Below are 12,130 nucleotides of genomic sequence, written 5' to 3' on the forward strand. Positions count from 1 at the left end.
CGTCGCCCCCAACAGGAGCGACGGTTTTTCAAGTGGGCTCGGTGAGGCTTAGTAAGCCAGGCCGAAGTCCTCTTCTTTCATGTCCATCAGGTTATTGGCGCCCGACAGCATGGTGGCCACGTGAGTACGGGTACGCGGCAGGATGCGCTGGAAGTAGAAGCGCGCGGTCTGCAGCTTGGCGGTGTAGAACGCCGCTTCGCTGGTGCCGGCGGCCAGTTTCTCGGCCGCCAGGCGTGCCATGTCGGCCCAGAAGTAAGCCAGGCAGGCGTAACCGGAGTACATCAGGTAGTCCACCGACGCGGCACCGACTTCTTCACGGTCTTTCATCGCCGCCATGCCGACCTTCATGGTCAACTCGCCCCACTCTTTGTTCAGCGCGGCCAGCGGTGTCACGAACTCTTTGACCGCTTCGTTGCCTTCGTTGGCCTGGCAGAACTTGTGGACGATCTTGGTGAAGCCCTTCAGCGCTTCGCCTTGGGTCATCAGCACTTTACGGCCGAGCAGGTCCAGCGCCTGGATGCCGGTGGTGCCTTCGTACAGCATCGAAATGCGGCTGTCGCGCACGTTCTGCTCCATGCCCCACTCGGCGATGAAGCCGTGACCGCCGTAGATCTGCACGCCGTGGTTGGCGGACTCGAAGCCGACTTCGGTCATGAACGCCTTGGCAATCGGGGTCATGAAGGCCAGCAGGCCATCGGCCTGTTTCTTGGCTTCGTCGTCGGTGCCGTACTTGACGATGTCCACTTGCTTGGCGGTGAAGTACACCATCGCACGGTTACCTTCGGCGAAGGCTTTCATGGTCAGCAGCATGCGGCGCACGTCAGGGTGGACGATGATCGGGTCGGCTGCTTTGTCCGGCGCTTTCGGGCCGGTCAGGGAACGCATTTGCAGGCGATCGCGAGCGTATTTCAGGCCGCCCTGGAAGCCGATCTCGGCGTGGGCCAGGCCTTGCAGCGCGGTGCCCAGGCGAGCGGTGTTCATAAAGGTGAACATGCAGTTCAGGCCTTTGTTCGCCGGGCCGATCAGGAAACCGGTGGCTGCGTCGAAGTTCATCACGCAGGTGGCGTTACCGTGGATGCCCATCTTGTGTTCCAGGGAACCGCAGGTCACCGCGTTGCGCGCACCGATCGAGCCATCGGCGTTCGGCAGGAATTTGGGCACGATGAACAGCGAGATGCCTTTGGTACCGGCCGGTGCGTCCGGCAGGCGGGCCAGGACGATATGGACGATGTTGTCGGCCATGTCGTGTTCGCCGGCCGAGATGAAGATCTTGGTGCCGGAGACTTTGTAGGTGCCGTCGGCCTGAGGTTCGGCCTTGGTGCGCAGCATGCCCAGGTCGGTGCCGCAGTGAGGCTCGGTCAGGCACATGGTGCCGGTCCATTCGCCCGACACCAGCTTGGTCAGGTAGGCGTCTTGTTGCTCGGGGGTGCCGTGCTCGGAGATGGTGTTCATCGCGCCATGGGACAGGCCTGGGTACATGCCCCACGACCAGTTGGCTTCGCCGACCATTTCGCTGACCGCCAGGCCCAGGGATTCCGGCAGGCCTTGGCCACCGTGCTCCACGTCGTGGGCCAGGCTCGGCCAGCCGCCTTCGACAAACTGTTGGTAGGCTTCTTTGAAACCAGTAGGGGTCTTAACGCCTGACTCGCTCCAGGTACACCCTTCGATGTCACCCACGCGGTTCAACGGTGCCAGTACTTGCTCACAAAACTTGGCGCCTTCTTCGAGAATGGCGTCAACCATGTCCGGAGTAGCGTCCTGGCAAGCCGGCAGGCTTTGATAATGCGCTTCATAGCCGAGCAGTTCGTCACGAACGAAGCGAATATCACGCAAGGGGGCCTTGTAGTCAGGCATAGCGATAAACCTCTGCTGATGTGTCTGGGATGAACAACCGCGTGGGATTTGTTATGGCGGTCAAACAGGTGTTTGAAACATACGTTTACCACCTGGGGATGTCAAGCGTCGTCCCGCTGCCGTTTGTCATGACACCGCTCAAGAGCGCGCACGACGATGCCTGCGGCGAGGCGCCACAAGGGTTATCGGGAAAAAGGCGAAGGTGCAGGCGCGAGCGGTGTGCCTGGCACACCGCGTTGCTTCAGGGGGTCAGGCGAAGGTGTCGATCAACGTGCCGAGCATTTCATCGGAAGCCTTGGCGACTTTCGCGCCCAGCTCCACCTGAAACTTGCCTTGGGCCATTTCGACCATATTGCTCGCCGAGTTGGTCGGCTGGGCGCGGTCATTGGCCTGCAGCAGGTCGCTCTGGGCGTCCGACGGCTGGGTAGTGGCGGCGCTGGCAATCCTGCCGGCGGCCTGGTCGACGCGGCTCTGCCCGGCCTGAATGGTGCTCAGGCCTGAATAAAACGCGCTGCTGCCAGAGATTTCCATGGCGTGGACCTGCTGAGAGAATCGTGAAGTTGAATTGAAACAGACATCCGGGCAAAAGGCCCGTCAAAAACGCTAATGGCATAATGCCTTATCGATAGCCAAAATCAGTCAAGCAAGTCCAAGTGCAGGTACTCGGCCACCGCGGCGCTGCTGGCGTGCTTGAGTTTGGGCACCCGGCCCAGGCACGGCGCGGGCAAGCGTTCGGCCAGGGTGGCGAGGTTTTCTTCCAGACGAGAGGTCTTCGGCTCGATGATATTCGCCACCCAACCGGCCAGCGGCAGGCCATCGCGCGCGATCGCTTCGGCGGTGAGCAGGGCATGGCTGATGCACCCCAGGCGCACGCCCACCACCAGGATCACCGGCAATTGCAGCGCCATGGCCAGGTCGGACAGGTTGTCCTGGTCGGCCAACGGCACGCGCCAGCCGCCCGCGCCTTCGATCAGGGTGAAATCCGCTTTTCGCGCCAGGATCTGTTGCATGGGTTTGAGCAGCGATTGCACCGTCAGCGCAACGCCCGCCTCGCGCGCGGCCAGGTGCGGCGCGATGGCCGGCTCGAACGCCACCGGGTTGACCTCGGCATAACTCAACGGCAACGAACACTCGGCCAGCAGTGCCAGCGCATCGGCGTTGCGCAAGCCTTTGGCGGTGACCTGGCAACCGGAAGCCACCGGCTTGCCGGCGGCGGTGCTTTTGCCGGCCAGGCGCGCGGCATGCAGCAGGCCGGCGGCGATGGTGGTCTTGCCGACATCGGTATCGGTGCCGGTGATGAAATAAGCGGCGTTCATAGAGGCTTCTCCAGTACGGCGTACACCACTTGGTAGGTGGCCGGCAGGCCCTGGGCCTGGCGGAACTGCTCGTAGGCGTCGATCAGTGCAACAATCCGCGCGCGGCCCGTCAACCCTCCCGGCCGCCCCGGGTTGAGATTGTGCGCGCCGAGCGCTTTCAATTCGTGGGTCAGGCTGCGCACATCCGGGTAATGCAACACATGAGCACGCCGCTCCAGGCTCCGCACCTTGAAGTCACTGGCCGCGCACAGCTGTTGATAGGCTTCGAAGCTGCGGAAGCGGTTGACGTGGACCCGCCCGTCCACCGCCCGCCAGCTTTCGCGCAACTCGTCCAATGTGCCCACGCACAAGCTGGCGAACGCCAGCACGCCGCCCGGCTGCAGCACGCGATAGGCTTCGCTGAGCACCGCCGCGAAATCCGCGCACCATTGCACCGCCAGGCTGGAGAAGATCAACCCGCAGCTGGCCGCCTGCAACGGCAGGCGCTCGGCGTCACCGGCGATAAAATGCTGCGCGCCGCCCAACGGCCGCGCATGGTCGAGCATGCCTTGGGCAATATCCAGCGCCACGCCTTGGCCGGCCGGCAGCCGTTCGCCCAGCACGCGGCTGAAATAACCGGTGCCGCAGCCCATGTCCAACCAGCGCTGCGCGCTGCAGGCCGGCGGCAGACGGGTCAGCAATTCATGCCCCACCGCGCGCTGCAACTCGGCCACGCTGTCGTAACTGGCGGCGGCACGGGAAAAGGAGGCCGCCACCTGGCGCTTGTCCGGCAACGCGCCTGGCAGGCAGGCATGGGCTAAATCAGTCATCAACGCACTCGTGCAAAAAAGCCTGGATGGCCCCCGCTACACCGTGGGGGTCCTCCAGGAGAAAAGCGTGGCCGGCCTGTTCAATCAGGCCGATTTCGACATCGGACAGCAGGCTCAGCAGGTCGCTGGCGGCTTCGGCGGGCACCAATTCATCCAGGCCCGCGAACAGGTGCAATTGCGGGCCGCGGTAGGCCACCAAGGCGTCGCGGGTATCCAGTTGGGCAAGCAGCTCGAGGCCGCTCATCAACACGTCCCACGGCGTCTGTGGTGCCGCGCTGGTCAGCAGACGCGCCAAGCCGCGAGGGTCCGCGGCGCCTTTGGCGCACAACAGGCCGAAGCGCTTGAGGGTGACCGGGACGTCGGCGTGGCAACCGGCGAGGAACGCCTCGAAGGTTGCGCCGGGCATCGCGTTCGGCCAACTATCACGGGCGACGAAACACGGGTTGCTCGCCAGGGTCAGCAACCCACAACAACGCTCACCGCGCCGCGCGGCCAGCTCGGAAGCGAGCATGCCGCCCAACGACCAACCACCGAGCCAGGCGTTGTCCGGCAGGCTCGCGTCGAGTTCGTCGAGCCATTCATCCAGGTCGCTGGAGGCCAACGCCGGCAACGGCTCGACCTGTACGCGCAGGTGCTCGTTCAGGCCGTGCAGGGCGGCGGCCAACGGCTCCAGCGGCGACACGCCGAGGCCCCAGCCGGGCAGCAGGATCAAGCGATCACGCATGGTCGGGCTCCGTCGTACCGGACAAGCGGAAACACGCTTCCAATGCGTTTAACAATAGCTGCACCTGCGCCGCGCTGTGGGCCGCGGTCAGCGTCACGCGCAAACGGGCGCTGCCGGCGGGCACGGTGGGTGGGCGGATCGCGGTGACCATCAGGCCGCGCTCGCGCAACATCCGCGACAACGCCATGGCCTTGGCACTGTCGCCGATCAGGATCGGCTGAATCGGCGTGAAGCTGTCCATCAGCGTCAGGCCGATCTGCTCGGCGCCGTGGCGGAACTGGCGGATCAGGCCGTTGAGGTGCTCGCGCCGCCAATGCTCGGTGCGCAGCAGCTCCAGGCTTTTGAGGGTGGCGCAGGCCAGGGCCGGGGGTTGGCTGGTGGTGTAGATGTAGGGCCGGGCGAACTGGATCAGGCTTTCGATCAAATCGTCACTGCCCGCGACAAAGGCGCCCGCAGTGCCGAACGCTTTGCCCAGGGTGCCGACCAGCACCGGCACATCCGCCTGGCTCAGGCCGAAATGTTCGACGATACCGCCGCCGTTCGCGCCCAACGGGCCGAAACCATGGGCGTCGTCCACCATCAACCAGGCGCCTTTGGCCCGCGCTTCACGGGCCAGCGCCGGCAAGTCGGCGAGGTTGCCGTCCATGCTGAACACGCCATCGGTGACCACCAGGGTATTGCCGGTGGCTTTCTCCAGGCGCTTGGCCAGGCTGGCGGCGTCGTTGTGCAGGTAGCGATTGAAGCGCGCCCCGGACAGCAGGCCGGCATCCAGCAATGAAGCATGGTTGAGGCGGTCTTCCAGCACCGTATCGCCCTGCCCCACCAGCGCCGTGACCGCACCGAGGTTGGCCATGTAACCGGTGGTAAACAACAACGCACGCGGGCGTCCGGTGAAGTCGGCCAGGGCTTCTTCCAGCGCATGGTGCGGCGTGGCATGCCCGACCACCAGGTGCGAAGCGCCACCGCCCACGCCCCAACGGGACGCACCGGCACGCCAGGCCTCGATCACCTGCGGGTGATTGGCCAGGCCCAGGTAATCGTTACTGCAGAACGCCAGTAGCGGTTGACCGTCCACCACCACTTCCGGACCTTGCGGGCTGTCCAGCAGAGGGCGTTGGCGGTAAAGGTGTTCGGCACGACGGGCAGCGAGACGCGCGGCGAGATCGAAAGACATGCAGGCCTCGGCAGATCAGAGAAATGTAAGACAGGGCGCGATCCCCTGTGGGAGCTGGCTTACCTGCGATAGCGGCAGGACTGTCACCACCGAAGTGTCAGAAAGACCGCTATCGCAGGCAAGCCAGCTTCCACATTTGGATCGCCGTGGTGCTTTAAACCGCGGCGTTGTAGAACTGCTCGCTGCTTTTCTGTTCCACCAACGCTTGCTCGATCGCCGCCTGGTGGACTTCGTCGGCGTGCTCTTCCCGCGCTTCCGGCAAGATGCCCAGGCGCGAGAACAGTTGCATGTCCTTGTCGGCCTGCGGGTTGGCGGTGGTCAGCAGTTTGTCGCCGTAGAAGATCGAGTTGGCGCCAGCAAAGAACGCCAGGGCCTGCATCTGCTCGTTCATCGCCTCACGGCCGGCCGACAGCCGCACATGGGACTGCGGCATCAGGATGCGCGCCACCGCCAGCATGCGGATAAAGTCGAACGGGTCGATCTCCTCGGCGTTTTCCAGCGGCGTGCCGGCCACCTTCACCAGCATATTGATCGGCACCGATTCCGGATGCTCCGGCAGGTTGGCCAGCTGGATCAGCAGGTTGGCGCGGTCGTCGAGGGACTCGCCCATGCCGAGAATGCCGCCGGAGCAGATCTTCATCCCCGAATCGCGCACATAGGCCAGGGTTTGCAGGCGCTCGGCGTAGGTGCGGGTGGTGATGATCGAGCCGTAGAACTCTGGCGACGTGTCGAGGTTGTGGTTGTAGTAGTCGAGGCCGGCCTGGGCCAGGGCTTCGGTCTGGTCCTGGTCGAGACGGCCGAGGGTCATGCAGGTTTCCAGGCCCATGGCCTTCACGCCTTTGACCATCTGCAGCACGTAGGGCATGTCTTTGGCCGACGGATGTTTCCACGCCGCGCCCATGCAGAAGCGGGTCGAACCGATGGCCTTGGCGCGGGCCGCCTCTTCGAGGACCTTCTGCACTTCCATCAGCTTTTCTTTTTCCAGACCGGTGTTGTAGTGGCCCGACTGCGGACAATATTTGCAATCTTCCGGGCAGGCGCCGGTCTTGATCGACAGCAGGGTCGACACCTGCACACGGTTCGCATCGAAATGCGCGCGGTGCACGGTCTGCGCCTGGAACAACAGGTCATTGAACGGTTGCACGAACAGTGCTTTGACTTCGGCCAAGGACCAATCGTGACGCAGGGTGGCAGTGGTGCTGGCGCTCATGGGCGATTCCTTGATTATGCTTTGGCAAACGCTGCGGGAAGGGCAATACCCACAGGCACGACACGGATGCTCGGCATATTTAAGGAAGATTCATGCACTGTCAACCTGGATACAAACACCAAGTTTACATATGGTCAAAAAACGTACAGAACTGTTTAATCTGCGATGAAGCCACTGAGTCGGCCGATTGTGTGTGCAACGCCTGCGAAACCGAGCTGCCCTGGCTGATGGAGCAGTGCGAGGTCTGCGCCCTGCCCCTGCCGCTGGACGGTCTGATCTGCGGCCAATGCCAGAAACACCCGCCGGCCTTTAAACAGGTCATTGCCGCCTGGCGCTACAGCTTCCCCGTCGATAGCCTGATCAGCCGCTTCAAGCATCAGGCGCGCTGGCCCCTCGGGCATCTGCTGGGGCGCTTGCTGGGACGCCATCTGCAGCACCGCTTCGACAACGCCGAACTGCCGCGCCCCGACTGCCTGCTGCCGGTGCCCATGGCGCGCAAACGCCTGCGCGAGCGCGGTTATAACCAGGCGTTGATGCTGGCACGCTGGCTCAGCGCCGAACTGCACATTGCCTACAATGAACACCTGTTGTTACGCCCCAGTGAAACCGTCGCGCAACAGGCGCTCGACGCCAAGAGCCGCCAACGCAACCTGCGCGGCGCCTTCGCCCTGGCGCATGGCATGGCGGTACACGACCGCCACTTTGCGCTGGTCGACGACGTGCTCACCACCGGCGCAACCGCCCACTGCCTGGCACGTCTGTTGATGGAGGCCGGAGCGCGACAGGTCGACGTGTACTGCCTGGCGCGCACGCCCAAACCGGGTGCCTGACTTGACTCCGGCCGGCCTTGCCCGCAACGTTCCGCTCATCTCATCGAAGCGTAACCCCATGTCTCTGCCGACCTCCCTCAGCCAACACATCATCCGTCGCCCGCAGCGCATCGCTTTGCTCGCGCATATCGCCGAGCAGGGCTCGATCACCCGCGCGGCGAAAAGCGCCGGCTTGAGCTACAAAGCGGCCTGGGACGCCATCGACGAACTGAACAACCTCGCGCAAAACCCGTTGGTGGAACGCAGCGTCGGCGGCAAGGGCGGCGGCGGCGCCAGGCTGACAGCCGAAGGCGAGCGCGTGCTGCGTCTCTATCAGCGCCTGCAAGTGTTACAGGCCGAAGTGCTCGGCTCGGACGAAGCTGCCAGCGACTTCAACCTGCTGGGCCGCCTGATGCTGCGCACCAGTGCGCGCAACCAACTGCATGGCCAGGTCGTCGCCATCGAGCGTCACGGCCGCAATGATCTGATCCGCCTGCAACTGGCCGGCGGCCTGAGCCTGAGCGCGCAGATCACCCACGACAGCACGCAACGGCTGGAGCTGGAAGCCGGTGTCGAAGTGGTCGCCCTGATCAAGGCCGGCTGGCTGGAGGTGTGTGCCAGCCAGCACCCAGAAACACCTGGACACAATTGCCTGATCGGCAGCGTCGACGCCATTCTCGACGCCGAGGACGGCCCCAGCGAAGTGCGAATCGCCCTGCCCAACGGCCAGGTACTTTGCGCCCTGGCCCAGCCCCACGCGCTCAAGGCCCTGGGTGCCGCCGAAGGCCAGCCGATCCAGGTGCAATTCGCGCCGAGCAATGTATTGCTCGGCACGCCCGTCTAAGCGCCGGGCCTGCTGCGCCCGCCGTCAAACTGCAACAATTTCGTCATGCCCGCTCCTTATGGTGTCTGCAAAAACCGCAGGGAGCCTGACATGAGCCTATTAGAAGAAAACCAAGCCACCGACCTCGAACAGATGGTCGGCCTCACCCGCCGCCGCTTCATCGGCGCCGGTGCCCTGTGCGGAGCCGCGATGTTCCTCGGCGGCAACCTGCTGACCCGCAGCGCGCTGGCCGTGAATGCCGCCAACGCCAGCCCGCTGCTGGGGTTCGCCAGCATCGCCGCCGCCACCAGCGACAGCATCACCCTGCCGCCCGGCTACAGCGCCTCGGTGCTGATCAGTTGGGGCCAGCCGCTGCACAAGAATGCCCCGGCGTTCGACCCGTCCGGCAACGGCACGGCCAAGGCCCAGGAGCAGCAGTTCGGTGACAACAACGATGGCATGAGCCTGTTCGCCTTCCCCGGCGACGACAACCGCGCGCTGATGGCGATCAATAACGAATACACCAACTACCGCTACCTCTTCGCCCACGGCGGCGCGCCGCAATCGGCCGAAGACGTGCGCAAGGCCCAGGCCAGCGAAGGTGTGTCGGTGATCGAAGTGCGCCGCCAGGGCGACACCTGGCAGTTCGTCCAGGACTCGCGCTACAACCGGCGCATCCACGGCAACTCGCCGATCCGCCTGAGCGGCCCGGCGGCCGGCCATGACTGGCTGAAAACCAGCGCCGACAAATCCGGCAAAAAAGCCCTCGGCACCTTCCAGAACTGCGCCAACGGCAAGACGCCGTGGGGCACTTATCTGACGTGCGAAGAGAACTTCACCGACTGCTTCGGCAGCAGCAACCCCCAACAAACCTTCGACGCCGGGCAAAAGCGCTACGGCGTGGTGGCGGCGAGCAAAGAGATCAACTGGCACCTGCACGACCCGCGTTTCGATATGGCCAAGAATCCCAACGAACTCAATCGCCATGGCTGGGTGGTGGAAATCGACCCGTTCGACCCGCACTCCACCCCCGTCAAACGCACCGCCCTTGGCCGCTTCAAGCATGAAAACGCAGCCCTCGCGGAAACCCGCGACGGCCGCGCCGTGGTGTACATGGGCGACGACGAGCGCGGCGAATTCATCTACAAGTTCGTCAGCCGCGACCCGATCGACCACCAGAACCCCAAGGCCAACAAAGACCTGCTCGACCATGGCACGTTGTTTGTGGCGATCTTCGACGCCGGCGACGGCAACGCCGACCACCCCAAGGGCAACGGCCAGTGGGTCGAGCTGACCCATGGCAAGAACGGCATCGACGCCAGCACCGGTTTCGCCAGCCAGGCCGAAGTGCTGATCCATGCACGCCTGGCTGCCAGTGTGGTGAAAGCCACGCGCATGGACCGCCCGGAATGGATCGTGGTCAGCCCCACCGACGGCCAGGTCTATTGCACCCTGACCAACAACGCCAAGCGCGGCGAAGACGGCCAGCCGGTCGGTGGGCCCAACCCACGCGAGAAAAACGTCTACGGCCAGATCCTGCGCTGGAAGCCCAACACCGATAACCACGGCGCCGCCGATTTCACCTGGGATCTGTTTGTGGTCGCGGGCAACCCCGGCGTGCATGCCGGTACGCCGAAGGGCGGCTCGTCGAACATCAACCCACAGAACATGTTCAACAGCCCCGATGGCCTGGGTTTCGACAAAGCCGGGCGCCTGTGGATTCTGACCGACGGTGACTACAGCAACGGCGGCGACTTCGCCGGCATGGGCAATAACCAGATGCTCTGCGCCGACCCCAACACCGGCGAAATCCGCCGTTTCATGGTCGGGCCGGTGGCGTGCGAGGTGACGGGGATCAGCTTCTCGCCGGATCAGAAGACCTTGTTCGTGGGGATTCAGCATCCCGGCGAAACCGGCGGTTCGACCTGGCCGGAGCATCTGCCCAATGGCAAGCCGCGTTCGTCGGTGATGGCGATTCGGCGGGATGATGGTGGGATCGTGGGCGCCTGACAGACCGCTATCGGGGGCAAGCCCCCTCCCACATGTTGATTTGTGAATACCTTCAACTGTGAGAGGGGGCAAGCCCCCTGCCACATTTTGATTTGTGAATACCTTCAACTGTGGGAGGGGGCAAGCCTCCTGCCACATTTTGATTTGTGAATACCTTCAACTGTGAGAGGGGGCAAGCCCCCTGCCACATGTTGATTTGTGAATACCTTCAACTGTGAGAGGGGGCAAGCCCCCTGCCACATGTTGATTTGTGAATACCTTCAACTGTGGGAGGGGGCTTGCCCCCGATAGCAATGGCACAGCCGCCCCCTATCTCAAGCCCGGTGCGTTACCATACCCGGCCGGACGCGGCGCCCTGCTGCGCGCAGGAGTTCGCATGGCCCATCCGTTTGAAACACTCACCCCCGACCTGGTGCTCGATGCTGTCGAAAGTATCGGCTTCCTCAGCGATGCGCGCGTATTGGCGCTCAACAGCTACGAAAACCGTGTGTATCAAGTGGGCATCGAAGACGCCGAGCCGCTGATCGCCAAGTTCTACCGACCGCAGCGCTGGAGCAACGAAGCGATCCTCGAAGAACACAGCTTCACCTTCGAACTGGCCGAGTGCGATGTGCCGGTGGTCGCGCCGATGATCCATAACGGCTCAAGCCTGTTCGAACACGCCGGGTTCCGCTTCGCTCTGTTCCCGCGCCGTGGCGGCCGGGCGCCGGAGCCGGGCAATCTGGACCAGCTCTATCGCCTTGGCCAGTTGCTCGGGCGCTTGCACGCGGTCGGCGCGACCCGCCCGTTCGAACACCGCGAAGCCCTGGGCGTGAAGAACTTCGGCCACGACTCCCTGACCACCCTGCTCGAAGGCAACTTCATTCCCAAAAGCCTGCTGCCGGCCTACGAGTCCGTGGCCCGCGACCTGCTCAAGCGTGTGGAAGAGGTGTACAAGGCCACGCCGCACAAGAACATCCGCATGCACGGCGATTGCCACCCCGGCAACATGATGTGCCGCGACGAGATGTTCCACATCGTCGACCTCGATGACTGCCGCATGGGCCCGGCCGTACAGGACCTGTGGATGATGCTCGCCGGCGACCGTCAGGAATGTCTGGGCCAGCTGTCGGAGTTGATGGACGGCTACCAGGAATTCCACGATTTCGACCCGCGCGAACTGGCGCTGATCGAACCGCTGCGGGCCTTGCGCCTGATGCACTACAGCGCCTGGCTGGCGCGGCGCTGGGATGACCCGGCGTTCCCCCACAGCTTTCCGTGGTTCGGCAGCGAGCGGTATTGGGGTGATCAGGTGTTGGCGTTGCGCGAACAGTTGTCGGCGCTCAACGAAGAACCGCTGAAACTGTTCTGACGGCGTTGCTTCCTGTGGGAGGGAGCAAGCCCCCTCCCACATAAAGCACT

At 63.9% G+C, this 12,130-nt stretch carries 11 protein-coding genes; 4 read left to right on the forward strand and 7 right to left on the reverse strand.

The features are described from left to right. Positions 1-48: 48 nt before the first annotated feature. The 7 genes from JN756_RS29440 to bioB all read right to left on the reverse strand — a co-directional run bounded on the left by JN756_RS29440 (position 49) and on the right by bioB (position 7,087). A complete protein-coding gene (locus tag JN756_RS29440; RefSeq protein WP_057005404.1) occupies positions 49-1,854 on the reverse strand; it encodes a phenylacyl-CoA dehydrogenase in 1,806 nt (601 codons plus the stop codon). 249 nt (positions 1,855-2,103) lie between these two features. After that, complete coding sequence (locus tag JN756_RS29445) at positions 2,104-2,385, reverse strand: hypothetical protein (protein WP_046381838.1); 282 nt, start codon at positions 2,383-2,385, stop codon at positions 2,104-2,106. Positions 2,386-2,489: 104 nt separating this feature from the next. Beyond that, positions 2,490-3,170 (reverse strand): dethiobiotin synthase, encoded by a 681-nt coding sequence (bioD, locus tag JN756_RS29450; protein WP_046381837.1) that lies wholly within the window; start codon positions 3,168-3,170, stop codon positions 2,490-2,492. Further along, complete coding sequence (gene bioC, locus JN756_RS29455; protein ID WP_017847843.1) at positions 3,167-3,979, reverse strand: malonyl-ACP O-methyltransferase BioC; 813 nt, start codon at positions 3,977-3,979, stop codon at positions 3,167-3,169. The genes bioD and bioC overlap by 4 nt, the downstream gene beginning before the upstream one ends. Continuing rightward, positions 3,972-4,703, reverse strand: coding sequence for an alpha/beta fold hydrolase (locus tag JN756_RS29460; protein WP_201021603.1), 732 nt, complete (start codon positions 4,701-4,703; stop codon positions 3,972-3,974). Before JN756_RS29460 ends, bioC begins: the two co-directional genes overlap by 8 nt. Further along, the gene (gene bioF / locus JN756_RS29465) at positions 4,696-5,877 is read right to left on the reverse strand and encodes an 8-amino-7-oxononanoate synthase (RefSeq protein ID WP_017847845.1); all 1,182 of its coding nucleotides are present in this window, start codon (positions 5,875-5,877) and stop codon (positions 4,696-4,698) included. Before bioF ends, JN756_RS29460 begins: the two co-directional genes overlap by 8 nt. Positions 5,878-6,031: 154 nt before the next feature. Next, on the reverse strand, positions 6,032-7,087 hold the full coding sequence (bioB, locus tag JN756_RS29470) for a biotin synthase BioB (RefSeq protein WP_017847846.1): 1,056 nt from the start codon (positions 7,085-7,087) through the stop codon (positions 6,032-6,034). A 92-nt stretch (positions 7,088-7,179) separates the two neighbouring features. Between bioB and JN756_RS29475 the strand changes: the two genes are divergently transcribed. From JN756_RS29475 to JN756_RS29490, 4 genes are all read left to right on the forward strand, one after another. Next, positions 7,180-7,917 (forward strand): ComFC family protein, encoded by a 738-nt coding sequence (locus JN756_RS29475; protein ID WP_108524941.1) that lies wholly within the window; start codon positions 7,180-7,182, stop codon positions 7,915-7,917. 58 nt (positions 7,918-7,975) lie between these two features. Further along, a complete protein-coding gene (locus JN756_RS29480) occupies positions 7,976-8,740 on the forward strand; it encodes a TOBE domain-containing protein (RefSeq protein WP_057005408.1) in 765 nt (254 codons plus the stop codon). Positions 8,741-8,830: 90 nt separating this feature from the next. Then, positions 8,831-10,729, forward strand: coding sequence for a PhoX family protein (locus JN756_RS29485; RefSeq protein ID WP_177029588.1), 1,899 nt, complete (start codon positions 8,831-8,833; stop codon positions 10,727-10,729). A 376-nt stretch (positions 10,730-11,105) separates the two neighbouring features. Then, complete coding sequence (locus JN756_RS29490) at positions 11,106-12,080, forward strand: serine/threonine protein kinase (RefSeq protein ID WP_017847850.1); 975 nt, start codon at positions 11,106-11,108, stop codon at positions 12,078-12,080. Positions 12,081-12,130 lie beyond the last annotated feature (50 nt).

It is taken from the genome of Pseudomonas sp. Y39-6, assembly GCF_023651955.1.
Taxonomy (GTDB): domain Bacteria; phylum Pseudomonadota; class Gammaproteobacteria; order Pseudomonadales; family Pseudomonadaceae; genus Aquipseudomonas; species Aquipseudomonas veronii.

Bases quoted from the DNA above. Each gene is read 5' to 3' on its own strand.
- JN756_RS29440 (WP_057005404.1), bottom strand. From the start codon at position 1,854: ATGCCTGACTACAAGGCCCCCTTGCGTGATATTCGCTTCGTTCGTGAC.
- bioD (WP_046381837.1), bottom strand. From the start codon at position 3,170: ATGAACGCCGCTTATTTCATCACCGGCACCGATACCGATGTCGGCAAG.
- bioB (WP_017847846.1), bottom strand. From the start codon at position 7,087: ATGAGCGCCAGCACCACTGCCACCCTGCGTCACGATTGGTCCTTGGCC.
- JN756_RS29485 (WP_177029588.1), top strand. From the start codon at position 8,831: ATGAGCCTATTAGAAGAAAACCAAGCCACCGACCTCGAACAGATGGTC.
- JN756_RS29460 (WP_201021603.1), bottom strand. From the start codon at position 4,703: ATGCGTGATCGCTTGATCCTGCTGCCCGGCTGGGGCCTCGGCGTGTCG.
- bioC (WP_017847843.1), bottom strand. From the start codon at position 3,979: ATGACTGATTTAGCCCATGCCTGCCTGCCAGGCGCGTTGCCGGACAAG.
- bioF (WP_017847845.1), bottom strand. From the start codon at position 5,877: ATGTCTTTCGATCTCGCCGCGCGTCTCGCTGCCCGTCGTGCCGAACAC.
- JN756_RS29490 (WP_017847850.1), top strand. From the start codon at position 11,106: ATGGCCCATCCGTTTGAAACACTCACCCCCGACCTGGTGCTCGATGCT.
- JN756_RS29480 (WP_057005408.1), top strand. From the start codon at position 7,976: ATGTCTCTGCCGACCTCCCTCAGCCAACACATCATCCGTCGCCCGCAG.
- JN756_RS29445 (WP_046381838.1), bottom strand. From the start codon at position 2,385: ATGGAAATCTCTGGCAGCAGCGCGTTTTATTCAGGCCTGAGCACCATT.
- JN756_RS29475 (WP_108524941.1), top strand. From the start codon at position 7,180: ATGCACTGTCAACCTGGATACAAACACCAAGTTTACATATGGTCAAAA.